Origin of the sequence: Paenibacillus violae, assembly GCF_032461945.1 — a bacterium.
In the GTDB taxonomy this organism is placed as follows: domain Bacteria; phylum Bacillota; class Bacilli; order Paenibacillales; family NBRC-103111; genus Paenibacillus_E; species Paenibacillus_E violae.
Window position 1 is genome coordinate 37862 of sequence record NZ_JAWCUD010000003.1, and the last position, 25202, is coordinate 63063.

The window sequence follows — 25202 nt, forward strand, 5'->3', positions numbered from 1 at the left end:
ATGAAAATTAAGACTAAAGCTTCACTGCTTTCATTCATTTGGTTAACTAGCATTCTAATATCGCTTACCTTCATTATTTACTATATTTATGCACAATATGAAAAAGAAGAAGAACTCGAGACACTTCAGTTTACTGCTAACCAAATGCTCACGCATATAAGCCCTTTGGAATTACTTCAAGAAGATAACAACCGAATTTTAAGAAAGTATCTTCCCAATCACGCCATGATTCGCTCACTTGATCTTTCTTCAAAAGTGATCAATCAAGCAGCTAATACATCAGAATTAGCAGTTATTCCGCCAAAACACATCGATACACAAGAGTCTTATTCACAAAAACTTAATGATCAGTCCGTTATGATTGTTCGATCACCCATTCACCAAGGAACAGAAATCATCGGAACGTTAGAAATCATTACGGAGCCAATAGAGCTTGACCAAAGCTTATACCGATTGGTTGGTATTATTGGCATCGTAACGCTTGCTGCTATGCTGCTCTCTCTATCTGCTAGTTTTTTATTGTCCAAACTGTTATTCTTACCGCTATCCCGTATGATTCTGACGATGAAAGAGATCGAAACGAGTCTTGCGATTAAAAAACTACCTTTGAATCGAAAGTCAAAGGATGAGCTCTATCAATTATCTGAGACATTTAATCATTTGATGGAACGGATTGAGATGAGTATGAAGAAACAGCGGCAGTTTATATCAGATGCCTCACATGAGTTTAAGACTTCACTTACCATTATTGAAGGCTATACGTCGCTCATTCGTAGATGGGGCTTTGAAAACATGGACCTTCATATGGAAGCTCTTGACGCTGTTCATGACGAGAGCAAAAGAATGAAACACATCACTTATCAATTGCTTGAATTGGCTGAACTAGAACATGAACCAACATTAACCTTTTCCTCTTTTGATCTAGTGACGTTATGTAAAGAGAACATTCAGCTTCTTCGGCCACTTTCAAACAAAGAATTCATCCTTCTCCCCTCCGAAAGCAGCATGATGATTGAAGCAGATCGGCTGCAAATTAAGCAAGTTATCCTAATCATTTTAGATAATGCGATGAAATACATGACACATCACACCCATGTCTACCTATCTAAAACAGATCCAAATTATTGTATACGCATTGTTGACGATGGCAAAGGCATTCCCACCGAAGAATTGCCTTTCGTCTTTGAAAGATTCTATCGCGTAGACCGTTCACGGAGCCGACAAACTGGAGGATCGGGCTTAGGTTTAGCCATAGCTGAACGTATTGTCAAACTACATAAGGGGACAATTCAAATTTCAAGCGTACCCCATTATGGAACAGAAGTTATTGTTACCATCCCTATATGTAAAACCACCAACTCGATTTAGGAATTGGAGGTTTTGGATTGCTGCAATAAATATTTGGCATACAGTAGAGGCGTTTCATATGTTCGGTAGAATGTAGAGCTCATCTTAGCTTTCTTAAATGAATACCGTTGGTCTCGCCCATTTACTTCAATTAATTTAATATGACCGCGGTGATCAATCCCGATATCTAACCCTACATCGGCTAAGTGAGGTAGCTTCTCACTCAAGTCATTCATGATACTAATAGATGCACTGCGTATGGCTTCCATCATTCTTTCAAAGTCGAACCTATTATTTTTAAAAAGCACTTCGGTTCGTCTTACCTTTCCCCCCTTAGCCACATTAGTTACATGTCTTCCAGCACCAGCGACTTTTCCCACTACTCCTGTTACTTGCCATCTTCCTGTTATACCGCGTTGAACAGAGACACGTAAATCATAAGATCTGCCTTTGTATGTTGCTAAGGCAATTGCTTCTTGAATCATGTAAGTTCTCTTTCCAACAACTCTCTGAATAACAGAAATAGCTCCCTTCGCAGATAGCAGCATTGGCCTTCCTTTTCTCAAAAATAACAACCATTTTCCGCTTAAATGCTTGGACAGCTTCATTATTCCATTGCCGACACTATCGTTTGTAGGCTTTATGAATAGAGAAGGATAAGCAGCCATAGCTGATTTCAAATCCTTTTCTGAATACTTCAGTGAGACAGGTAAGTAATCTCGCAGATGAACGTTTTGATGCAACAGTTTATAGATGTAGTATTTGTCATATCGATTCTGCCTATTGAAAACATAGCTCGATTCCGAGAATTGTTTGAGCTTACGTTTAAGAAATGGTGATAATGTTATCGCTCGGTTATGTGTAACCTTTGGAATCGATCGACGTACAAACTTATACCTATTTTTTGCATAGATATAACCTTGGGCCGAAGTACTGCCAATCTGATGAAGGGAAGTATAGAAAGCCGTTAGCTTATGCTGTTTGGCTGCTTGATTATATAAGGAAAGCTTCTCACTTCCTGTTTTCCCTTTAGGTATTCCCATAAACGTTTTTCGATCCAACAGAACACCTACTGTATGACTCATGAACCCACCACCATTTCTAGTACCTACATAGATACGGTATGTCACCTTCCCATTCGTCAACACGGTTGTTGCCCAATTACTTGGATGAGAATGTTATCATAATCGGGAATTATGCTCACACCTAAAAACCCCCTTCCTACATATGAAGGGGGTTTTGGATTTTTGCATCTGTCATGAAATAGCTTTACATTCATCATGATCTTCCTTTTTTCCAGGGATGATTAGGATATGTTCCAAAATGAATTCTTTCTCCTCAACGGTTAAGTTTGATCGATGGATCAGATGAACTATTTTCCCCTCTAACTCATGGATCTCTTCTAAAAAATTATCAAGAATCTCTTTCATCTGAATCATGCCTCCCCATTCTAAATTGACGCTAACATGAATTGGCCATTCCAATGAAGCATGATATCTTTTACGATATGAGCTGCTGCATGACTTCGGTGCAACTCCTCCATATGATCCCGAATTTCTTCATATTTTTGAGGATGATGAATGAAATGTTGAATACTTTTCGAAAGTTCTTCCATTTTTTTTGAGATTGAAGCTACGCCGCGGCGTGATAAATATAAAGCATTTTCTTTCTCTTGACCGCCATTAGGCTTATAAATGAAAACCGGCACTCTTAAGGCTATGGCCTCTGTCAACGTTAGTCCGCCTGCTTTCGTTACCATACAACTAGCTTGAGCCATCCAATCATGAAGATTATCAACAAACCCATGGATGGTTATCCCGTTATAAGCTGCAAACTCCACTTCTAATCTATGTTTTAACTTCTCATTATGACCACAAACAACAACCAATTGACAATTATCTAAATGAAAAAGCGTGCGCATCATTTCCTCGATATAACTTGTTACACCGCTATCTGTGGCCATGATAAGAATGATCTTCTTCTGCTGATTTCTTGCACGAATCCTCGTATTGACGAACTCTTCTCTAAGCGGTATTCCGCTAACATCTATTCGGTCCTTGCTAAATCCTCTTGCAATGATTTGCTTTTTTAAGTCTTCTGTTGCCACATAATATCGGTCGACTTTCGGGTGAAGCCAACTAGCATGTAACGCATAATCCGTAAGCACGGTATAATTCTTAATCCCCATTGGACTGCAAACGATTGGAGAAGCACCGAACGGGAAAGTATTGACGACTACATCCGGCCGTTCCTGGTGAATAATCTCTCTCAATTTCTTTTGCCCTAAATAGGTCATCGACTTCTGAAATAAGGCTGTTTCTTTGGTTTCCCGTGTCAAATAATAGCTCCAACCATAATAGTCAATTCCTAGCCGCGAAACTTTCATACTTTTGCTAATCAACGTAGATGTAATTGAATGAATCCATGGATGACCTTCTTTCATTAGATTCACAATCTTCACATTCTCCACACCTTGCTGATTGAATTGCTGTAACAATGCTTTAGAAGCCTGGAGATGTCCATTCCCATAATTAGCCGTAAGGATTAAAACACGAGGATTAAATGGTATCACTTGCCTACCACCTTTCATCACATACTTTTATAACCGAAACCGATAACCTGCTCCCCATACCGTTTCAATGTATTGCGAATTAGATGGATCTACTTCAATTTTTTCTCTTAATTTACGGATATGGACCGTAACCGTCTGGGCATCTCCCATAGCATCAAATCCCCAAATCCGTTCAAATAGGTGATCCTTACTAAAGACTCGATTGGGATTCGTAGCTAGAAAATAGAGCAAATCAAATTCTTTGGTTGTTATATTAATCTCCTGATCATGAACAAATACCCGACGGGAACTATTATCAATTAAAAGTCCTTGTATGCGAATTTCATCTTTATTTTCTTTGGTACCAATTAATCGTTCGTATCGTGCTAAATGTGCTTTAACCCTTGCTACTAACTCACCTGGCTTGAAAGGCTTGGTAATATAATCATCTGCCCCTAGACCAAGTCCACGAATAACATCAATATCCTCTTTTTTGGCAGTAACCATCAAGATTGGAATCTGATATTTCTCACGAATTTGCTTGCATACTTCAAATCCATTTAACAAAGGTAGCATGACATCTAGAATGATTAAGTCGAACTCTCCACTAAGACCCAACTTAAGGCCTTGTTCGCCGTCAGTTGCGATATCGACCTTATATCCGTTTACCTCCAAATAATCACGTTCAAGTTCTGCAATAAGCTGTTCATCTTCAACAATAAGTACCTGTTTCATTCATTCCCACCGTCTTTGCGCGTCTTTTGCGGTAATTTTATGGTAATACAAGTCCATTGGCCTTTCATACTTTGTGCGCTAATGGCCCCGCCGTGTCCCTCGATCATTTGTTTGGAAATCGCTAACCCTAAACCGCTTCCCCCATTGTTGCTGTTCCTAGACGGATCTGCCCTGTAAAAGCGATCAAAAATATATGGGAGCGCTTCTGCTTCTACACCAGCCCCGTTATCCCTAATTTCTATGATGACGCTTGTCCCTGCAGTCTTTGCATGCAAAGTGATGGATTTCTCGGCTTTGTTCATATATTTTAAACAATTGTCTACAATGTTAGAAAAGACACGTCTCATTTTGTCTCGATCAATAGAAACCAGTGTCCGCTGGTCAACTGCGATATCTGACTGATAATGAATGCCTTTTTTATGGAGTTCAAATTCAAGTTCGTCCGACCAATCCATTAGAAAATCGGAGAAGTTGACGACTTCAAAGTTAAACGGCACTCGCTTTAAATCCAGTTTGGAATAAAGAAATAGTTCATCAATTAAATGATCCATCTCTTCCGCTTTGGATGAAATGATTTCGATGTATTTTTGTCTTTTGTCCGTGGTATCGGCAATTCCATCACCTAGTCCATCGATATAACCTCTAATAGCCGTAAGCGGGGTCCGAATATCGTGCGAAATGTTAGAAATCAATTCTTTTCGGTTTTCTTCATATTGAACTTGCGTTTGAATAGATTCTTTCAGCTGCTTGCGCATTTGTTCGAAGGCTATGCTGAGCTGCCCGATCTCATCCGCACTTGTTATCTGAACTTGGAAATCCAGATCACCGGATTGGATCCTTTTCATTGCATTCTTTAATTTGCTTAGGGGTGAAATAATACTTTTAGAAACAAAATAAGTTAATGAGCTATGCGTCAGAACTAATATAATAAGGAGCGTTATAAAAAGAACCGGGAAAAATTTCTGTGTAAAGTTAACTAACGGATTAACACTCGTAATAATAAAGACACTTCCGGCCTGCTGATCGGAAAAATAAAAATCAAAAGAACTAATCTCCAGCAATTCTTTCCCAATATGTTTGGCATCTTCGTGTTCCGGATGGCCAGGATGCTTAAATGCAGGCAATTGCTGAAATACATCTGAATTTACTAAGGTTGGAGATACATATACAAACGTATTATCTTTTCGTACAATCATCCTTGAGTTATTGGTTTGCAGTTCTTGATCGATGTCAGCCAGATAAGTCAGGTCGGCAAGCATGGTTGGATTTTTCTCCGAGGTTCGTTTCATTTCCTTGAAAGTATGCTCCAGATTCTGATTCTCGAATAGTCCGACCCCCGAGCTCACTTGTTCGCGAATACCTTGGAAATCTCCACGAAATACCACGATTAATGATATGGCTGTGATGATCATCATTACGAGTGGAATTAGCAGCATGGCTGCATAGGAAAGCAATAACTTTAGACGAATTGACATGTGCAGACCCCGTTTATTTATACTTCTTTTCGGTCGAATTTATAGTAACCTAGTGCCATGAACAACATACAACTTGAAACCAAGAAAAGTGAAGTCGTTACTAATTTACCATTGGAGACAGACTGATTTAACCATAACATATGCCAGTCTGTATACGATGTTGGTGAAAATGCAGCGAAATTGTGCAGCAAGAAGGGAGCTATTTTAGCTGCAGCAAAAAGAATGAGTGCAAAAACCATATATCCGCTGGCTGATTTGAAAAACTGTGAAACAAATACAAACAAAGACGATATGGCTACCATAGAAACAAAAGCTGCAACATAGGCTTTCAACATTCCCATTGTTTCCGTGAAACTAGATGTGGTTCCAGCAAAAATGTTGCAAATAGAGGTTACGATGCCAAGTACAATCAGGATACCAGCAATACAAGTGACAAGAGCAGCCGCTTTTGTTCCATATACTTGAAAACGTGAATTTGGTCGTAGTAAAGCAAGTTTCATCGTTCTGGATCCTACTTCACCAGGGAATAAATCAGCCGTAATGGTTAGGATCAAGAGTGGGATCCAAATGCTCGTATAAATCGATAGCATCTCAATCGGAAAAGATTGGCTAACTGCAAAAAGTCCAAGAAAAGGCTGTAATGCTTGAAGAGAAACAGCAAGTACGATCGGCAATAGAGCTGAAAAGATAGCAAACATCACGACTTTTTTTCGATAAAACATTAAGTAAAGTTCATTTAAGTAAGCAGCACGCCATCTATGCACTCGCGTTGTCCTCCTTTGGAAGCTGAAGCTCATCGATATAGAATTGCTCCAAGGATTGATTTTTTTGTAATAATTCAGAGACATATCCTTCTCTTCTCAGCTGCCCCCCTATGACGATTCCCACTCGATTACATAACTGTTCTAACTCGTGAATCATATGGCTCGAAATTAGAAATGAGGTTCCCATTTCTGTGGACAACTGCTTGATTAATTTTCGAAACATCACGGTTCCTTCAATATCCAATCCATTCGTAGGCTCATCTAGTATGACGAGTTTCGGTTCAGGTAATATAGCCGCGGCAAGCGCTAATTTTTGTTTCATGCCTGTGGAATAGCCTTTTATCTTTTCTTTGCGCACTTTTAACAAGCCTACAAGATCCAATACTTCTTCGATTCGTTTCGATACGACAGCTGGGTAGAAACGAGCTACTAATTCTAAATACTGATTCGCTGTAAGAAAATTATGAAAATCCGCCGATTCAACCATCGTGCCTACATGCTGCATACCCGCTTCAAAATGTTCGGGAATTCTATTATTAAACAAAGTAATTGTTCCTTGATCCGGTCGAATTAAACCCGTTATCAATTTTAAAAATGTCGTTTTCCCTGCACCGTTTGGACCGAGCAAACCATACACATCACCAGCATATAGCCGAAGCGTCATATCCCGAATTCCACGTTTATTGGCATATTCTTTACATAAATTAGTTGTTTCTAAAATGATATTCATTTGGTTCCCCCATTCATGAACAGCAGACAAGCTTCAACAGGGAAGCCTGTCTGCATGAGCATCTAACCTAGTAAATCATTCATGTTCTTGCTTACCTTGGTGATCATGCTTCAACGTTTGCACCGTTTTTCCAGTAAGATCAACGGTTTCGGGTTTTGTAAGATTATAATCCGACAGATTCGCTTGAAGGTGCAGAGTCACTTGATGTACGGTGCCTGCGTCATCTTTGCCAGATACGGTTAGATCCGCTTCTTGATGAGAAAGATAATTACTTGAATTCACTGTTGCTTTGATCGATACATGTTCAATTTTGATGTCTTGTGTCAGTTGAGGAGCTGCATTTTTCAGGAAATCCTCTTGAAATGGTAATGCGTTCGCCTGAACAGCATCATCATTCTTTTCGCCGTCGTGTTCGGTCTTAGTAGCTTCTTTAATAGCGATTGGCGCCAATGCATTTACTACAGTTGGAATTTGCGCGTTATCCAGTTGAATAGAAATGTCTTTGGAACCATCATCCTTCGTATCAACAGCTACATAATCTTTCAGATTGCCGACTAACGCATCGATGACCGTTTCAATTTGCTGAGGAATTTCCGTTTCATTCAGCTTATTCTCGGTTTTGTGTTTCTTCTCGTTCTCTTGTTTCACGAAATACACATCGCTGGCAGCTGATTTAAGTACAGTTTGGTTCGCTTCCTTATAGAAGCTAAGTGCTTGCTGATTACCATTCACCGATACATTTGCGCTACCACTTGCTGTTTTCGAATCTAGACTTACTTTAAAACTTCCGTTCGCACTAGCAAGCACTGCTCCATTATCTTGCAATGCCGCTTCTGCTTGTACTGCAACATTTTGAACCGTTTTGGTGTTTTTAAGCGCTGATTTATAAGCTTCATACCCGGATGTACTCGCCATTGCGCTAAACCCAGTTGTCACCATAACAATACTGCTAATCCCAACAGCACTACCTAACATTATCCACTTTTTTTTCATGATTTCCTCCTAATATAGGGATCTTTGAGTGGAGCTCAAAGTCTCTCCGCTTTGGGATCTTTGAGTGGAGCTCAAAGTCTCTCCGCTTTGGGATCTTTGAGTGTAACTCAAAGTCTCTCCTTTTTGGTATTGGGCTTACCTCTAAATCATAGGCATTAAAAATGAAACGCTTATGAACCAATTCTTAAAACTTTCTTAACTATCCATTTATTAAAAATAAAAATCCGTTCATCACTTGAACGGATTTATAGAGAGTTATAGTTTCGTTGAATATTCGCTTACGAGTTTCTTCTTCCAAACTTTGTTCTCCACAACTTCATACCAATGAATAACTTGGAATAGCATGTTTTGCACTTTTGGAACACTAGTTAATAATTGATGTACAACAGCCGCGGCAGCTATGCCGAGCACTGCTCCTGCCAAAACGTCTGATGGGTAATGAACCCCTGTCCATACTCTCGAGAAAGCAATGCACGCTGCTAAGACAAGCCACACCAATCCTTCTTTTCTACGGAAACTCCAAATCGAAGCAGCAATGACAAAAGCCCCAGTGGCATGGTCACTTGGAAATGAAGCATTGGCTGGATGTTCAATCAATTGAAGCACCGCATGCGTAACGAAGGGGCGATCTCGATAGAAGAAATGCCCGATAATTCCGCTGCATGCAAAGGCTACACAAGCAGAAACAAGCGATTGCACAACCATTTGGCGTTGGATTCGATGCCTAGTAAACCAATAAATCACTATGCCAATGTAAAATACGTACTCAGCATAAGAAGCAAACATACGCATAACAGGATTTAGAACATCCATCGTGCGTCCTAATCCATTAACCATTTGAAACAACTGATAGTCCAACTGAGCAAAACTCATTTTCATCAATCCTTTAATTATAGTAGATGCCTCCAAGAAGACATTACAATAACTTTACATGATGAAAATGAGAGGAAAATGAGAGGAAAATGAGAAAACATAACTATATAAATTTATAAGATTGGAAACTTCACACTTACTTTTGTTCCAACTTTCTCCTGACTACTGACCGTTATTTCCCCCTGATAATTATTGACGAGACGCTTAGCGATGCTTAATCCAAGTCCAGTTCCTGCTAATTCACGGCTTCTTGCCTTATCCACACGGTAGAAACGGTCGAAGACATGTGCCACATCCTCTTTGGGAATTCCAACTCCATGATCTGCAATGGTTATTTCAACTTCATTTTTACCTGTTGTTCCTTCAATTAAAACTCTCTTATCTTCCGTCGTGTATTTGACGGCATTATCCAAAACGATTAAGAGAATTTGCTCGACATGCAATGGGTTTATCATTATGAAAACATCTTTAATTTTTTCTAAATTCACTTCAAATACAAAATCCGGATGGAGCAGTTCCAATCTTTTTAGCGTCTCATGAATAATAGGCTCAAGCTGGGTTGGCTCTCTATTTTCATATGAGAATTGAGACTCTGCTCTCGTTAATGTCAGTAATTCTTGCACAATACCTCGCAAACGCCTAATCTCTTGAAGTGATGCTGACAATGATTCATCGAGCACAACAGGATCGGATTTGCCCCAGCGATCTAAGAGCGATAAATGACCCTCCAAAATGGTTATGGGCGTTCGAAGTTCATGGGAAGCATCTTCAACAAACTGTTTCTGTTGACGAAAGGAAACTTCCAGTTGATCCATCAATTCATTAAAAAGTTTCGCCAAACTAGATAATTCGTCCCCATTTTCTATCTGCACAACTCGCTCCTTAAGTCCATTCTCTTTGACACTCTGAATAGTTGATGCCAACGTCCGAATCGGACGCATGAACTGCCGCGCAATGGCTAAACCACCAAGTCCGCTAATAAAAATAGCCAGCACACCACCGACTACCATTACCCATAAAATCGTCTCGCTAAAATGATCGAATGTTTCCAAATTACTTGCCAACTCAATAGTCCCAACAAAGTCAGCGGTAATCAGTGGACTCCTGTATATTAAAATGTGCTCTTCCTGATGGGTAATGTCGGTTAGCTCTTGTGAACTAGTTGGTTTCCGTGAAACCCAGTTCTCATCAAAATGATTTGAAACCGTCAGCAATGAAGTTCCATCCTTATCAAGGATGCGTATCAATTGGTTTTTTCCAATAATTTTCTCTAAATAAGATCGGCTATCTGAAATTTGCAAAGTCTCTGTCCTGTTTAATTTCTCGTGAAAATAGTCTTCAAGCTGAATCATATTGACTTGGATTTGATCTTTCTCTTGTTTCAACATCCATTGTTTAAGCACTACGTATTGAGCAAAATTATAGGTTACAAATATCAAAAAGATTAACGCGGTAGCTCCAAACATGAGCTTCCACTTGATCGGAAGGCGCCGAATCATCATTCTTAGACGTTCAATCATCTCATTACATATCCTATTCCTCTTATGGTATGAATTAAATTTGTTTCCCCGTTATAACCTAGTTTGTTTCGCAAATATCTCACATAGACATCGACAACATTCGTCTCAACTAAAGAATCATACCCCCATACTTGATCCAAAAGCATATCACGTGTTAAGACAAGATTATGGTTTTTCATGAACATCACTAATAGATCGAACTCGCGTTTCGTAAGCGCAACAATTTCTTGATCCTTATATACAATATGGGCATCCAAATCGACAGTAATATTCTGAAAAGAAAGCTTTTCATGCGCGTCATTTCTTTCTAACTCCGTACGGCGAAAAATAGCTCTTATTCGTGCTAATAATTCTTCAATGGCAAATGGCTTGGGCATATAATCATCTGCACCGCTATCTAAGCCAGATACGCGATCAACAACACTATCCCTGGCTGTCAACATCAAGATCGGTGTCTTCTTGGCAGCACGTATCCGTCGACACACCTCAATACCATGAAGTCCCGGCAGCATGAGATCCAACAATATTAAGTCCCACTCTTCTTGAAGCGCTAATTCCAATCCTTTTTTACCATCATAAGCGGCCTGCACTTCGAACAATTCATGCTCCAGCTCCAGTTGAATAAATCGGACTAGGTTTTTTTCATCTTCAATGAGCAATATTCGTTTCATCGTTATCTCCCTGATTCATAAGTTAAGGTTTACCAGTGCTTGTATCCCCAAGTAGTTTTAAGATCAAGATGTTTTTCTATACAGTATCATCCCAATGAACTATTTTAACGATAAGAAATGAGAATTTAATGAGAATTATTCATAAGACGATATATGTAGCGACACACGCTATCGCAATTAACGCAACTACAGGCCGCTATTTTACCGTATAGTGGGCATTTCGCAGCTGCAGGGAACTAGCGTCCGCTATTTCTCCGTTTTCGCAGGGAAAACGGAGAATGGCAGGTAAATAGGGCCCTGTAGTTCTGCTAACGCGCGGAAACGGTCGATTTTGCCAGGAGTAACGGCCCCGGGTTCCCTTATTTTCCGAGCATACATGATCAACAAGAAAAAACGGCCCGTGTTCGCGACTGTTTCGCGAATGGACCGTTTTTTGCTTTTCTCAATTAGATTAAGAAATTACCATACAAATGCGGATGTGATGATGACCAAAAGAATAAAGAGAACCAAAATTGCTGCTGCGTTGTTACCATAACCTGCACAACTACCACCATAACCTACTGCTCCCATGTATACTCATTCCCCTCTGGTGAAATGTCACTACGGTATAAAATATGTTGGTTACGTAATGATTGATTGGACGTATGTACCAAATTGAGTATTAAATAACCGGCATTTATTATAAAGATTTTCGGATCGTCCACTTTTATATAACATCCCCGAAAAAAATAAGTGCAAACTCCTGCCATTTGCCCACGCATTATTTTTAATGTTGAATCTTATATATGAAACCACCACAGGCAATTCATCTCATATTTCACCTTCGTTTACCATAAAAAGGTCACCCTTAGTTGATGAATAAGGGTGGCCTTTTTGATATTTCCAGCCAGTACCCAACTCACCTGGCACCCTCATTTAAACGACAAAAAAACGGTCTGTATCGCATCTATTTGCGATAAGACCGTTTTTTTGCGATGTCGATTTAGATTGCAAAAGTCATCAAGATAATAACCAAAAGAATAAAGAGAACCAGAACAGCTGCTGCGTTGTTAACACCATAACCTGCACAACTTGCACCACTCATATCTAGTCATTCCCCTCAAATAAATTTTAACTACGGTATAATCATACGCTGGGTATGTGATCATTGCTTGGGCATAAGTCTATATTCTGCTTCATTTTTCAATTATTGTTCTGAGGTAGTGAAATAACAGGTTGCACTACACATTTACCCAAGCGGAATTTTAATTTTTTGCATAATTTAATTCTACTCATCATTGTGAAGGAGATCGGATGTTGAAAAGGGAGTGAAAGTTATGAAATGGCGCGATTCCCTAGGTGGTTATAAGGCCTACATTAGTCTCGGTTCTACATGTCAAACAGCCTATCAGCTTAAAAGACTGGGCTTACGAAAATATGCGGGTCCCTTAGATTGGTTTGTTTCCGATTCGATCGGGGAAGTGGTTCGTTTGATAGATCATCGTTTCAACGGATTTATGGAACTTAGCCAGCTTGAACTCATTGGCACTACCTATGAATGCTTTGTTGTAAGAGATAACGGAAGTGGCGTTATATCCTTCCATGACTTCCCTCTTTATCTCACTGCGGGGCGATGGAGGGAGGCTTACCCCGCGTTTAAACAAAAGCTCAATCGACGCGTAGATCGGTTTTTGAGAACTATACAAGGTCAACCCATTCTTTTTATTAGAACCAATTCTACAAAAAAGGAAGCGCAGGAGCTACACGCAGCAATAAGAAGGCTGAAGCATGGAAAATTCCACCTTCTGATCGTGAATAACCACCAGAAAGACAGCAAAGACGTGATTTACGAGGATTGGGGGCTAGCTGGAATTAGCTCGGTGCTCCTACCAAAAGGTGAAGACTGGAGAGGATATAACCAAGCTTGGGATACGTGTATGAACGGCTTTAAATTGAAAGCTTCGTCCCTTCGTTGAGTCTAGCCCTGCAACATTTTCTTTTTGGGGAGTGTTAAAAGAAGTCCTTAAGTATGCTCAATGATGAAAAGAGCAGTTGCCGCGGCGATCTGCTCCTGGTTTGTTTGAACTAACGTTATTCGTTAGCGGTTAGCTTCAATGGAAGCTACTTTATTCTCTTATAAATAGGATGATCCTCACTTAACTCAAGCAAATCCCATAGGTTTCCATATAGATCTTTAAATACAGCGACAATTCCATAGGATTGTTCTTTGGGCTCTCTAACGAACTCAATTCCTTTTGCCACCATGTCATTATAATCTCTCCAGAAGTCGTCCGTGCTTAAAAACAGAAAAACTCTACCACCTGTCTGGTTTCCAATAAACATATCTTGTTCCTGTTTCGATGCTTTCGCAAGCAATAATGTGGTGCCAACAGAACCTGGCGGGGAAACTACTACCCATCGTTTATCTTGTTCAGGTTGATAGGTATCCTCAACTAAAGTGAAGTTCAACTTCTTTGTATAAAAATCTATTGCTTCATCATAATCTTTTACCACAAGAGCAATATGAACAATTGATTGAATCATAATTGACTCCTCCCGAAAGAGTAATAATTTTCAAGTAACAGCACGCAATACTGCCATTCGTTCTACTCTAATTTCTTTCATAAATATGAAAAAAATAAGTGTAAGGATTCTTACTGTCAGTTATCCCTTTCTCAACGGATATTTCCTTCCATTCACTAAAATCAATCTCCGGAAAATAGGTATCTCCTTCAAATTCATGATGAATTTTTGTTACATACATTTTTTTTACATATGGCATAAACAGTTTGTAAATCTGTTCTCCTCCAAAAATGAATATCTTCTCTTCATTCTGGCATAAATCAAAAACTTCTTGGATGGAATGCGCCATTTCACAACCTTCTATGTTTAACTCTGTATCTCTACTTAATATAATATTTCTACGATCGGGAAGTACCTTTCCAATGGATTCAAAATTTCTTCTCCCCAATACAATTGTATGCCCCTTTGTTATTTTGTTAACATACCGCCAGTCATTAGGGATCCTCCATGGAATGTCATTGTCTTTTCCAATAACTCTGTTTTTGTCCATTGCGGCAATTAAATATATCTCCACTTACTCCACCCTTTAACATGTTTGCTTTATAAAATTATATTACCTCTAAAATTTGATTTTTATGGTGCTTGTCATGATCATTAAATTCGTGAATGATGTAAAGCAAAGAATAAGGTGTACCTGTATGCGGGCAAGTTTCTACTCCATTCACTGTAACACGTTTAAATACAACTTCTGTTTCCGCTAAAAGTATTTCAACTAACTGAAGGCGTGTTAGCTTAAATTCATCGAGCAGACGATTTTGGGAAATTCCTGATCTGGCATATTCATAAGCTATATCATTAAATGAATCGAAATCCGGAAATACCATTCCTTCACCCGCTTTAATTGCTGGTATGATCGTTGTGATAAGGTAACTATCCCAATTTTTCAGATGCGAAATAATTTCTCCTACAGATGCTTTTCTTTCAGCTATAGGTTGTAACCAGGCGCTCTCTTGTACATCCTGTAAGGTATCCGTCCACTCTGTAAATTTTTTATACTGAAGAATCGTACTTCTATCCAAGCTAATCATCTCGAAGTCTCCAATTCATTTTGGAATAATAATCCATCTTTATAATACCGAATATACGTTCGTTTGTGAAGATATAATTTTGTGCAGACATTTTAATTTAATTGCAAAAAAAAAGACCCACAACTTGGTTTGTGGGTTTCTTATTTAGTTTGATATGGCTAATTATACGCACGATAACCATCACTGCAATAATACATATCTTTTATAATAATCAATAAGCTTCTGTTCCATAGATGATTTTAATTGATCTAATTCAGCATTCAGTTGTTCAAAAGTTTCCTTATCCATTCTGTATAACGGCTCTTCTTGCTCTAAGTTGCAGATGAAAGAGACTCTGTTTGCAGTAGGAGGATGTGACGCATCTAGCCGCGCCCCCGCTTTTACGGAAGCTCGCTTTAACCTTTCCATTTCCCTTTGTGGTAAAATCCTGATTTGCTCCTGAAAGTCTTCGAAGAAATGTCCTATTCTCTTTGAATTGATTACTTTTAAAATCGTAAATTCGAACATGGCGTCCAGATGCAGCTTATTTAATAAGGATACCGTGGCTTTAGGGCTTGCCGTCTGAGCCGCGAGTTGATCGGCTAAATACTCAGCACGCTGCGAATCTTGCCAAAATAAATGGCAAAGGACATAAAGAAGGAAATAAATGAATTGGGATACTGCTAACAGAACCAGATTCGCAAAAAACATGAAAAAAGCAAGAAGCCGATAACCGGGATCCCAAAGCCGATCAGGTCGTATAACGGAATACCAGTAAGTTAACGTAAAAAAAGCGGCCCCCACCCAGTAACTTCTGTTTTGATCCCCATTGATACCATGAGCTAACTCGTGTGCAATTAATGCAGTTAACTCCTTCTCATCAAGAATTTGAATTAATGGCAGTCCTAATGTAATGATTTTTTTCCGGCCCAAGCCAATTTCTCTGTAGGAGGCATTAAACTTTTCGTTTATCACAACGCCTTCCACACGATCTGATCCCATTGCTTTAGCGATATCATCCATCGCGCGATATAGAGCTGGAAATGCCTCTCTCGCCAATGTTTTCTCATTCAATTTATGGAAACGAGGTCTAGTCACCCATGCAAATACCAATAATATACAACCAAAAATTAGAATAATGATATTTTGAACATTGAAAACGACCAGGAGTATCCCACTTACGAAAAGAAACAAACTGAACAAATGAACAACAGAAGCGGCAAGATAGGTAAACAGGCGCATCCACGAATACGTTGTGTGTAAACTACCTTTAATAATCAAAGTCTGTAGTAAATCGGAACCCATTTTCTCGCCAACCTGCAAATAGGTTCGTTCAAAAACATTTCTTGGTTTACCCTTTTTATCATCAGCCTTTACATTTCACTCACATTTATCGCACCATGTCATAAAGCCTTTGAGTACGGGAGTTTTCTCCATACAATTTGGGCATATTGTTGTTTCCAGATTTTCAATGTTTGAACTCATTAGTGAATTTATCCCACCCTGTTTCTCTTTATAGCTCATTATATTAAAGATTGATAGATATGTAATTAAAGAAATTATTGACGCCATCATTTCAGTTGATTTGCCCCCCTTCCTAACATGGATTGTCCCCCTCACTAGAAAAAAGCAGATGATATAGTGTTTATATAGGTAAACATTAACCACTCGGGGGTACGTGAAATGACAAACCAATCTAAGATTGCGACGGCCAATCGTCCATTCGCCTGCTACGGTGCGGAGCAGCTTGAGGGTATTCGCAATCGAATTATCGTGCAGCCTAAGCTACGGCAGGAATATGAGCGGCAATGGAAGTTGTCCGATGCATTTGCGAATGAGGAATTGTCCTTGCCTATTCAACGGATATACGCTTTCCGAACCGTTCCTTTTGTGTTCCGAACGCCGGAGCACGCTGCCTATCTGAAGTTCGCTTTACATATTCGGGGAAAAGGAGAAGTTTGGATCAACCAAGTGCAGCTTACCCATTCGGAAAAAGGACTGCCTATTCCGCTCGCAAACGGCAGGTTCGATCACGGCTTTTTCGGATGGGTAGCATCGCCGTACTCCTTTACAAGCTCAACTTCCCTTCAATCTTCCGAACCCCCCGGACAAGGGCAGTGCTTGCACGTGAAGAACTTGTCAAATAACGACCACATGCAACTGTCAATTACGGATCAGATCCCTGTGCATAGCAAGGAACACTACAGCATTCAGACGACTCTTCGATTGGATCAACTCTTCTCGGAAGGCGGCATCAACATCGAAGTCAGGTTCCTGGACGCTGCCGGTCAGCCTCTGGATGAGGTATATACTTCGCCCTCCTTTAACCGCAAGACACCGACCAATTGGGCTGTCCTGCTGGAGACAGCTGGAGCGGATGCAGACGTCTATATGGTAACTGGGGATGCGGTGTACGCAGAGCGGGCCAAACGGAAGATTCTGTACATGCTGCCGGATATGTGCCAGGGCATGGATATTTTCAAAGCAACTGGCTGGCATGATGATGATACTTACGGAGCCGTCCATATAGGACGGGGCATCGCGGTGTTATCGGTCATATACGACCAGATTGCTGACTCAGGCGTCATCCTTCCACATGAGAACGCAGACATTCATTCTAAGTTCCGTTATATAGCCGAAATGATGATGGACACTACATATTACCAGTTCGATCTGGAGCAGTTTCCGGATGAAAAGGGCGGCAAACGGAGCAACTGGAACGCGGACCGCGCTACTGGCCTCGGGATCTACGCGCTCATTTTCCCTGAAGAGAAGCTTGCTGATGACTATCTGGCCCATGCCTGCGCTGTCGTCGATTGGCAGCTGGAGCATGTCGTAGACCAGGATGGCGCATGGCCTGAAAATATCCGTTACCATGGCGCAGTGCTGCATAGGTACTTTATGTTTTTCACGCTGCTGCAGCGACAAAAGGGCGTGGACTACTGGTCACGAGACAAGGTAAAAAAGATGTACCGTTTCTTAATCGACACGGTGACTCCGAAGGATAACGTTCAAGGCGGACCGGACTCTGAACCTAAACTGCTGTCTCCTGCTGTTGGCGATTCAACAGTTGACGACCAGTGGTTCCGTTTGTTCGCTTACGCAGCGCCCTTTTATGCCACAACGGATTCACAGTTTAGTCGGGAAATGATGTGGGCATGGCAGCATGGGGGAGGCGTGGTCCGAGATACGGGTGCTTATCCCTGTACCCTGCTCGCACTTCTCTACCCACAGCCAGAGCTTCCTCTAGAAGCACCTACGCTGACTTCCGTCCACTATCAAGGGATGGGTTATATTATTTTCCGCCAACATTCCGGTGTGTGGGGTCGTGAGAACTATGCCATCTTCGAAGCTTCACCGCTAACCTATCATGCCCATCACGATGAGGGGCATTTCTCCCTATGGGCGAACGGAACCCCACTGACGCTGGACCCTGGAACGGGTGGGTACTACAATGGAGACCGCCACTGGTATGTGAACGGACACGCGCATAACGTGGTTCAATTCATAGACGAAGCAGGAGTCATACAAAATGGCCCGCTGAAAAGTCTCTGTGAGGAAGTTTTCTTTTCGAATCAACTGGATTATGTTCGAAGCAAAATTCCAGATGTCCATGCGGAAGCTTACCATCGTCACTTTGCCTATGTGAAAGCCGGTGTTGATATATATGTGGTTTGGGATCATATTCGCAGTCAGAACAATAGCGTCTGGAATCTGCATACGATGAGCACCTCGTCGGATATAGAGATGAACCGAATCACTGCCCATTGCTTAAATGAAATGAAATTGGAAGTTACTTTCCTTGAGCCAAACGGCATTTCAGTATCTAAAAATCACGGAGCCGTATCCGGCGCCTATCCCCTAACAGTTCAAGAACACTTCCGAATTAGCTGCGATGGTGGTGGGGATGGTGATAGCAGTGATGGTGGTGGCGGTGGTAGCAACGATTGCAGTGCTGATGGCGGCAGTAATAACCACTCTGATTGCAGCCGTGATTACCTGACTCTGCTCTATCCGAAGACCCACGAAACGCCCGGATTTATCATACAATCTTTGCTAACTGATACCGATTACCCTGAACTTCGGATGTACAAAATACTTCGGGATGAACAAACGTTGTTCTATTTGTTAGTGAACGGGACAGAACAGTCGCACACTTTCTGCTGCCAAGCTGGAGCAACACTTTTGAATCCCCACGACAAGGTATCCTACTCCCCCAAACACAACGGTGAATGTCACATTCAGGTGGACGCCGGCAGGCTTGCTGTCCTTCTCACTAACGTGTAACACAAACAAGGTCAATCGACACTACATCGACTGACCTTTTTTGTTATTTATTCCTTTATAACGTCCAAACGAATCACATTCCACGAACTTTTAGATAGCCTAGCATGAATATGTCCGTCTTCGGCTCTTTCAGTTCCTTGGTTATGTGGGATCACATTTTCCGGGTGAAGCTTGGTATTGGTAGCTTTCAGATGATCATGTTCAAGCACCAAATGCTCGACTAACCTAACTTCACGGAAGCTGCGAAGATTGATAGCCAGATCAAGCGTTTCGGTCAGATGACGATTCACAGCAAAAACCGTAATTTGACTCTGTTCCTCGTTATAAACACTGATGGCTTCCAAATACGGAACATCGGTATAGTCTTTGGAGTCGTATTTCGGCGATCGGATAACAGGGTGCAGCACTTTTCCTCTACCGTAAAGAGAAGCATGCAGATATGGGTAATAGGTCGTTTGCAGCCAGACAGGCCCACCGTTCTCGGTCATGATAGGTGCGATGACATTGATCAATTGTGCCATACACGCCATTTTCACCCGATCGGCATGCTTGAGCATAGTGATCAAAAAGCAGCCAACGGCAAGGGCATCCTCAAGGGTGTAAGTGTCCTCGAATTCGGCCGGCGCAATCTGCCAGCGCTCCGTAGCACGGCTGGTGCCGATCGAATTCCATACGTTCCATTCGTCCAACCGGATACGAAGTTCCCGCCAGGGTATCGAATGATCGGAACCTGTAATCTCCGAATAACCTCCAGGGCATCCCGGCGGAATCCGCGTTCATCTGCTGTTGGATGGGAGGGTTCATAAATGCCTCCATATACGGCACGACCCAAATGTTCGATAAAAGAACCGTATATCCGCGGATCAACCTCATCGAGAATAAAGTCTTTGTCGACAATCATGGATGCTTGTAGTGTCATTGCCTTTTCCTCCTATTCAATTAGTGCGTTATACCTTTAAAAGAAAAGCTATAGGCGTAACTGCGGTTTGCATAAAGGGTAAACTCCGGATGCGTCTTCGACATCCAACTATCATCGCCGCCGACCCCCATTTGCCGGTAGTTAACTCGCAGCGCGATTTTGTCACTGGGAGGCAGCTTATACATATGATCGTGCGCTTCCAGCTCAGACGGTGTGTAAGGCAGCGCGTTCAGCTCCACAGCCTTGGCTCCCTCAATCCGTAAGCCAAAACCATCGGCACGTGTGAGCTCGGCCCACCTTACATCGGTTTTGTTCCCACACTCTTGAGGGCGCAGATACGGCACATATTGGTCCGCAACCTTCCCTTGATAGATCCCCAACCTTGCGCTTTCCGCACGGTCCCAATGATTTTCATGCGGGCCTCTACCGTACCACGCAAGGTTCTCAAAGCTGGCATCCAGCTGAAACATCATGCCGATCTCAGGAATTTCCGGCAGGTCTTGACCAGGCTGCAGTTCCTCACTGAGCTGAATCCTGCCATCCCCCCTCACGACATAGAACAGTTTGCAGAACGAAATGTGTGTCGTCGGCAAAATATACTCAACCGCTACTTCTACCTTATCTGCATAGGAATGTACACGCATGACATGAAGCTTACGCTCCTGTCCGGCTTCCTTCCAAGTCCTACTTCGTTCCGGGAGCTTATTTCCTTTATCATTATCGATACTGGCACGCCAAAAGTTTGGCCTCGGAGCTTCTTTCATGAGCTCGACGCCTTTATACGAATAGGAAGTCAAATCTCCGGTCAACTTGCTGAACGTCACGCTAAAATCGGAACCAAACGCCGTAAAAGACGTCTCCGACTCTTCCGTATGTAACTGCCCAACTTCTGAAGTTTGCGCAGCCTTCATCTCAACTGGAAGCAAGAACTGTTCAAACGCCACCTCATGCCCTGCGTCCGCCCAAGCTCTACCCTCCTTCTCTAGCAATTGAACCGTCAATGTACACTCCTCACCAGCGTTCACGTTCATTGGCAGCCCAATAGGAAGTGTAATCTCTGCGGTGTCACCCGCTTCCACAGCTAGCGGAACGAGCCCTCCATCCATATTTATACCATATTTCGCCAATTCCCATTTTAAATCATAAGCGATTAAGTTCGTAAACAGGAAGTTGTTCTTTATACGAATACGGCACTGATTCAAATCTATCATCTCAAACTTTACATTCTGATAGCATTTTTTGACTTCAGCTAATTTAGGAGTTACACGGCGATCTGCGAAAATGAGACCATTCCCGCAAAATGTGCCATCATTAGGGGTGTCACCAAAATCTCCTCCGTAGGCTAGATACTCGGTACCCTCTGAGGTTTTCGTGCGGATGGCCTGGTCAATCCAATCCCAAATAAAGCCCCCTTGGAGAATGGGATACTTATCAAAGAGCTCGCAATATTTAAAGAGATTCCCATTCGAGTTCCCCATCGCGTGACTATATTCACATAGAATAAAAGGTTTCTTCGGATTAGTAAGTGCATACTCCTCTACTTTGCTGGGAAGTGTATACATTTGGCTTTCCATATCAGAAGCTGCATCGGATTTCCGACAGCGCGTGACGCCTTCATAATGAACCAAGCGAGTCGGATCATTAGACCGGAAGAAATCATGCATTTTAATAAAATTGTCTCCGCCCCAAGACTCGTTGCCCAGTGACCAGATGATGATCGAAGGATGATTTTTATCCCGCTGGAGCATAGAATTTGCCCGGTCTAATACATTTGCCGTCCATTCCGGTTTGCTCGCAGGGACTGTCCAGCCTTCCTCCTCTTGGAAATTGGACCAGCTGCCATGCGTTTCAAGGTTGGTTTCGTCAATAACATACAGCCCATATTCATCGCATAAATCATACCAAAGCGGATGATTCGGATAATGCGAAGTACGAACAGCATTGATATTATAGGCTTTCATCAGCTGAATATCGCGAACCATATCGTCATAGTGAATGGCGCGGCCTGTATCGCAGTTAAACTCGTGACGGTTCACACCCTTGAACACGATGCGTTGGCCATTAATCTTCATCAGCCCATCGCTCAACTCAAATCTGCGGAACCCGATGCGGCAGCTCACCGCTTCAACTAAATCCCCAGATGTATCCTTCAGAGATAGAACCAAATGGTACAGATTCGGAGTCTCGGCCGTCCACTTCATGGGGTCATTAAGCATTGTGCGAAGACGCAGCTCCTGCTCATTCTCGCCGTCCAGCTTGACGTCCGCGGACAATGAAGCTTGCACAAGATTCGCATCCTGATCATAAAGGCTGACTTCCAGCGTGTGCTTGTCTAAATGCTCACCGAACGCATTCGTCACCGTTGCCTTTATATGCAAAAGACCGTGCCGGTACTCGTCGTCCAAATCCGCTACAGCACTGAAATCGTAAATATGCACTCTCGGCGTGCTGTACAAGTAAACATCGCGGAAAATACCGCTCATCCGCCAGAAATCCTGATCCTCCAACCAACTGGCATCGCACCAGCGATAAACTTCTACAGCCAATTTATTTTCACCTTCGTGCACATAAGGGGTCAGGTCAAATTCCGCAGGAGTAAACGAATCTTCGCTATACCCGACCAAGTCACCATTCACCCAGACGTAAAAGGCCGATTCTACACCCTGAAAACTAATATAAACGGGTAAATCCTTCCAGTCACTTGGTACCGTAAACGTGCGCGTATAAGAGCCAACAGGATTATACTTCGTCGGTGCAAAAGGGGGCTTGATATCCTCTTTACCTTCCCAAGGATATCTAACATTCGTGTACTGCGGGTAATCGTAACCTTGAAGCTGCCAATGTCCGGGAACTTGAATCGTATCCCAGCCGCTGGTATCATAGCCCATTTCGTAAAAATTCCTATTACGCTGTTCCGGGGTTTCGGCAAAGCTGAATTGCCACATGCCATTTAGTGAAACCGTGGATGGGGATGCGCTTCTGTCCCCTTTCAGTGCCTCTTCTATCGAGGCATAGGGCATTAAAGTCGCATGAGCTTTCATTCGATTCAATTGAAAAATCTCCGGATTATTGTTCCACTCGGGGTATCCGTTCTTAGGAGGAAGATAAGAGTATTTTTGACGCATATCGAGCACCTCTTTTGCCAAATTTTCATTTTATATACAGCTGTTTAAATTCTGAGGGTGTCATCCCCGTATGTTTCTTAAACAATTCACTGAAATGCCGCCTGTCCTCATATCCGAGAGCCTGAGCAATCTCTTGAACCTGCTTTCCTTCAAGCAGCATAGCTTTCGTCTGCTCCATCCGCTCCGTTGTTACGAACTGCGTTACTGTCATACCCGTCACTTTTTTGAACAAATTAGCAAAATAACTGCCGCTCAAATAAACCAGTTTGGCATAATCATTAACGGTCATGTTGGAAGAGACATTTTGCCGTATATGCGCAATCACTTGCTCGACAACTTGGTTCACATCTTCAACGTGGCGTTTTTGAATGAACTCGCAGCCCAACCTGCACAATTCCTTAATGTTCTCTTGAAGTTCCTTCAGCTTATAGGAGGAGAGATTTTTGATGGAATACAAATAACGTTCAATTCCTTCCATCTCATCGCGCGTCAGCTTTTCAGAAAAGACCCGATTGATTAGAAAGGCCAGCTCATCACACATACCTTTTACCACCTCGGGAGCAGGAGGAGTCGAGGCATGAACGGCTTCCTCAAATAGTTCATCCACAAGGCTGCACGCTTTTTGCAAATTTCCTGACCTTAAGCAGTAAAAAAGCTCCTTCTCCTTCTCGGGAGAATAGCGGGGCAATGTTTGATGAACCGGGCTCAAATCCCGATACGTGTAAACGGTATTGCCTCCCGTATAGAAATTATAGGAGATGGCAGCGAACGCCTGAGAATACGAATACGAGATTTGATGGATCTCCTGTACTTCTTCTCCAAGTCCAATCGATATGGTATATCGGGAGTATTTATTGACATTTTCACGGCATTTTTCCGCAATGACATCTGCATGATAAGCATCCGAAGGATTAAATATCGCAACAAATCGGTTCGTATGATCCCGAAAAACGAAACCTTTGGTGTACTCCCTCAAGCTTTCCTCCAAAATATTGTGAACCGTAAACCGGATGAGTTCGACCTCCTGAACAGGCAGCGTATCCGTTTGCTCACTGAACTGATCGATTTCCGTCAACATCACAATAAATCGCTCTCGCTCAAGTCCAATATTTAAAAAATCCCACCGCTTTTGGGCCTGTTCAGGGGTCGTTCGGAACTGCAGCAGCAGTTGAAAATATTCCTGCCTCAAAAATGGCAAGCTTTCCCGCAGCTTTCTTTCCATTTCACGATAACGCTGTGTTTCATGAAATTCCTCTTCAATGGACTGCTTCGCCTTCAAAACAACATCGATAATTTTTTGCGGGGTATACGGTTTGACAATATAATCGAACGCACCTAGACGAAGCGCCTCCTGCGCGTACTCGAAATCGGTATAGCCGCTTAAAAAGACAATTTTCGTTCGTGGAAACCACGCCAATATCTGCCTGGTCATCTCCAGCCCGTCTACTTTGGGCATTCGAATGTCCGTCAGAACGATGTGCGGCTCCGTTTGTTTGATCAGTTCTATCCCCTGCTCGCCATTGCTCGCAGTACCCGAGATGCAAACGCCGTAAGATGTCCAATCGATTTGATTGGCAATACCCTGCACGACGGTTTTGATATCGTCGATTACGCACATTCTAAGTTCAGTCGTCATTGCTTCA

21 protein-coding genes and 1 pseudogene are annotated in these 25202 nt (G+C 42.1%); 3 read left to right on the forward strand and 19 right to left on the reverse strand.

Annotated features, from left to right (window positions below; genetic code table 11):
• Positions 1-1368, forward strand: coding sequence for a HAMP domain-containing sensor histidine kinase (locus RQP52_RS11555; protein ID WP_315951583.1), 1368 nt, complete (start codon positions 1-3; stop codon positions 1366-1368).
• Here RQP52_RS11555 and RQP52_RS11560 read toward each other — a convergent pair.
• The 12 genes from RQP52_RS11560 to RQP52_RS11615 form a co-directional block, all read right to left on the reverse strand.
• Positions 1365-2432 (reverse strand): YheC/YheD family protein, encoded by a 1068-nt coding sequence (locus RQP52_RS11560; protein ID WP_315951585.1) that lies wholly within the window; start codon positions 2430-2432, stop codon positions 1365-1367. The two genes, RQP52_RS11555 and RQP52_RS11560, sit on opposite strands and share 4 nt — an antisense overlap.
• A gap of 171 nt (positions 2433-2603) precedes the next feature.
• A complete protein-coding gene (locus RQP52_RS11565; RefSeq protein ID WP_315951586.1) occupies positions 2604-2777 on the reverse strand; it encodes a hypothetical protein in 174 nt (57 codons plus the stop codon).
• Between the two features lie 20 nt (positions 2778-2797).
• The gene (locus RQP52_RS11570; protein WP_315951588.1) at positions 2798-3919 is read right to left on the reverse strand and encodes an MGDG synthase family glycosyltransferase; all 1122 of its coding nucleotides are present in this window, start codon (positions 3917-3919) and stop codon (positions 2798-2800) included.
• Between the two features lie 27 nt (positions 3920-3946).
• A complete protein-coding gene (locus RQP52_RS11575; RefSeq protein WP_315951590.1) occupies positions 3947-4633 on the reverse strand; it encodes a response regulator transcription factor in 687 nt (228 codons plus the stop codon).
• The gene (locus RQP52_RS11580; protein WP_315951592.1) at positions 4630-6108 is read right to left on the reverse strand and encodes a sensor histidine kinase; all 1479 of its coding nucleotides are present in this window, start codon (positions 6106-6108) and stop codon (positions 4630-4632) included. Before RQP52_RS11580 ends, RQP52_RS11575 begins: the two co-directional genes overlap by 4 nt.
• Before the next feature lie 17 nt (positions 6109-6125).
• Complete coding sequence (locus tag RQP52_RS11585) at positions 6126-6872, reverse strand: ABC transporter permease (protein ID WP_315951593.1); 747 nt, start codon at positions 6870-6872, stop codon at positions 6126-6128.
• Complete coding sequence (locus RQP52_RS11590; protein WP_315951594.1) at positions 6865-7602, reverse strand: ABC transporter ATP-binding protein; 738 nt, start codon at positions 7600-7602, stop codon at positions 6865-6867. The genes RQP52_RS11585 and RQP52_RS11590 overlap by 8 nt, the downstream gene beginning before the upstream one ends.
• 75 nt (positions 7603-7677) lie before the next feature.
• Positions 7678-8595: a hypothetical protein gene (locus RQP52_RS11595; RefSeq protein WP_315951595.1), complete on the reverse strand. Its 918-nt coding sequence runs from the start codon at positions 8593-8595 to the stop codon at positions 7678-7680.
• A gap of 255 nt (positions 8596-8850) precedes the next feature.
• Entirely contained in the window at positions 8851-9474 is a 624-nt protein-coding gene (locus tag RQP52_RS11600) for an undecaprenyl-diphosphatase (RefSeq protein WP_315951596.1), read from the reverse strand.
• Positions 9475-9581: 107 nt separating this feature from the next.
• Positions 9582-10988 (reverse strand): HAMP domain-containing sensor histidine kinase, encoded by a 1407-nt coding sequence (locus tag RQP52_RS11605; RefSeq protein WP_315951598.1) that lies wholly within the window; start codon positions 10986-10988, stop codon positions 9582-9584.
• A complete protein-coding gene (locus tag RQP52_RS11610; protein WP_315951599.1) occupies positions 10985-11659 on the reverse strand; it encodes a response regulator transcription factor in 675 nt (224 codons plus the stop codon). Before RQP52_RS11610 ends, RQP52_RS11605 begins: the two co-directional genes overlap by 4 nt.
• 459 nt (positions 11660-12118) lie before the next feature.
• Positions 12119-12229, reverse strand: coding sequence for a YjcZ family sporulation protein (locus tag RQP52_RS11615; protein WP_127455728.1), 111 nt, complete (start codon positions 12227-12229; stop codon positions 12119-12121).
• A gap of 746 nt (positions 12230-12975) precedes the next feature.
• On the opposite strand from RQP52_RS11615, the gene RQP52_RS11620 reads away from it, so the two are divergent.
• Entirely contained in the window at positions 12976-13614 is a 639-nt protein-coding gene (locus RQP52_RS11620) for a DUF1796 family putative cysteine peptidase (RefSeq protein ID WP_315951600.1), read from the forward strand.
• Positions 13615-13759: 145 nt separating this feature from the next.
• Here RQP52_RS11620 and RQP52_RS11625 read toward each other — a convergent pair whose 3' ends face one another.
• The 4 genes from RQP52_RS11625 to RQP52_RS11640 form a co-directional block, all read right to left on the reverse strand.
• A complete protein-coding gene (locus RQP52_RS11625; RefSeq protein ID WP_315951601.1) occupies positions 13760-14182 on the reverse strand; it encodes a VOC family protein in 423 nt (140 codons plus the stop codon).
• Positions 14183-14249: 67 nt separating this feature from the next.
• Positions 14250-14735: a dihydrofolate reductase gene (locus RQP52_RS11630; protein WP_315951602.1), complete on the reverse strand. Its 486-nt coding sequence runs from the start codon at positions 14733-14735 to the stop codon at positions 14250-14252.
• A 34-nt stretch (positions 14736-14769) separates the two neighbouring features.
• Positions 14770-15249, reverse strand: coding sequence for a DinB family protein (locus RQP52_RS11635; protein WP_315951603.1), 480 nt, complete (start codon positions 15247-15249; stop codon positions 14770-14772).
• A gap of 180 nt (positions 15250-15429) precedes the next feature.
• A complete protein-coding gene (locus RQP52_RS11640) occupies positions 15430-16533 on the reverse strand; it encodes a M48 family metallopeptidase (protein WP_315951605.1) in 1104 nt (367 codons plus the stop codon).
• Positions 16534-16911: 378 nt separating this feature from the next.
• On the opposite strand from RQP52_RS11640, the gene RQP52_RS11645 reads away from it, so the two are divergent.
• The gene (locus RQP52_RS11645; protein WP_315951606.1) at positions 16912-19515 is read left to right on the forward strand and encodes a heparinase II/III domain-containing protein; all 2604 of its coding nucleotides are present in this window, start codon (positions 16912-16914) and stop codon (positions 19513-19515) included.
• 47 nt (positions 19516-19562) lie between these two features.
• Here the strand turns inward: RQP52_RS11645 and RQP52_RS11650 are convergent.
• From RQP52_RS11650 to RQP52_RS11660, 3 genes and pseudogenes are all read right to left on the reverse strand, one after another.
• Positions 19563-20434 (reverse strand): annotated as a pseudogene (locus RQP52_RS11650) (alpha-L-arabinofuranosidase C-terminal domain-containing protein).
• A 20-nt stretch (positions 20435-20454) separates the two neighbouring features.
• Complete coding sequence (locus tag RQP52_RS11655) at positions 20455-23559, reverse strand: glycoside hydrolase family 2 TIM barrel-domain containing protein (RefSeq protein WP_315951607.1); 3105 nt, start codon at positions 23557-23559, stop codon at positions 20455-20457.
• 25 nt (positions 23560-23584) lie between these two features.
• A complete protein-coding gene (locus RQP52_RS11660; RefSeq protein WP_315951609.1) occupies positions 23585-25195 on the reverse strand; it encodes a response regulator in 1611 nt (536 codons plus the stop codon).
• Positions 25196-25202 lie beyond the last annotated feature (7 nt).

Bases quoted from the DNA above. Each gene is read 5' to 3' on its own strand.
- RQP52_RS11555 (WP_315951583.1), top strand. From the start codon at position 1: ATGAAAATTAAGACTAAAGCTTCACTGCTTTCATTCATTTGGTTAACT.
- RQP52_RS11560 (WP_315951585.1), bottom strand. From the start codon at position 2,432: ATGAGTCATACAGTAGGTGTTCTGTTGGATCGAAAAACGTTTATGGGA.
- RQP52_RS11565 (WP_315951586.1), bottom strand. From the start codon at position 2,777: ATGAAAGAGATTCTTGATAATTTTTTAGAAGAGATCCATGAGTTAGAG.
- RQP52_RS11575 (WP_315951590.1), bottom strand. From the start codon at position 4,633: ATGAAACAGGTACTTATTGTTGAAGATGAACAGCTTATTGCAGAACTT.
- RQP52_RS11580 (WP_315951592.1), bottom strand. From the start codon at position 6,108: ATGTCAATTCGTCTAAAGTTATTGCTTTCCTATGCAGCCATGCTGCTA.
- RQP52_RS11590 (WP_315951594.1), bottom strand. From the start codon at position 7,602: ATGAATATCATTTTAGAAACAACTAATTTATGTAAAGAATATGCCAAT.
- RQP52_RS11595 (WP_315951595.1), bottom strand. From the start codon at position 8,595: ATGAAAAAAAAGTGGATAATGTTAGGTAGTGCTGTTGGGATTAGCAGT.
- RQP52_RS11600 (WP_315951596.1), bottom strand. From the start codon at position 9,474: ATGAAAATGAGTTTTGCTCAGTTGGACTATCAGTTGTTTCAAATGGTT.
- RQP52_RS11605 (WP_315951598.1), bottom strand. From the start codon at position 10,988: ATGATTGAACGTCTAAGAATGATGATTCGGCGCCTTCCGATCAAGTGG.
- RQP52_RS11610 (WP_315951599.1), bottom strand. From the start codon at position 11,659: ATGAAACGAATATTGCTCATTGAAGATGAAAAAAACCTAGTCCGATTT.
- RQP52_RS11615 (WP_127455728.1), bottom strand. From the start codon at position 12,229: ATGGGAGCAGTAGGTTATGGTGGTAGTTGTGCAGGTTATGGTAACAAC.
- RQP52_RS11620 (WP_315951600.1), top strand. From the start codon at position 12,976: ATGAAATGGCGCGATTCCCTAGGTGGTTATAAGGCCTACATTAGTCTC.
- RQP52_RS11625 (WP_315951601.1), bottom strand. From the start codon at position 14,182: ATGATTCAATCAATTGTTCATATTGCTCTTGTGGTAAAAGATTATGAT.
- RQP52_RS11635 (WP_315951603.1), bottom strand. From the start codon at position 15,249: ATGATTAGCTTGGATAGAAGTACGATTCTTCAGTATAAAAAATTTACA.
- RQP52_RS11640 (WP_315951605.1), bottom strand. From the start codon at position 16,533: ATGGGTTCCGATTTACTACAGACTTTGATTATTAAAGGTAGTTTACAC.
- RQP52_RS11645 (WP_315951606.1), top strand. From the start codon at position 16,912: ATGACAAACCAATCTAAGATTGCGACGGCCAATCGTCCATTCGCCTGC.
- RQP52_RS11655 (WP_315951607.1), bottom strand. From the start codon at position 23,559: ATGCGTCAAAAATACTCTTATCTTCCTCCTAAGAACGGATACCCCGAG.
- RQP52_RS11660 (WP_315951609.1), bottom strand. From the start codon at position 25,195: ATGACGACTGAACTTAGAATGTGCGTAATCGACGATATCAAAACCGTC.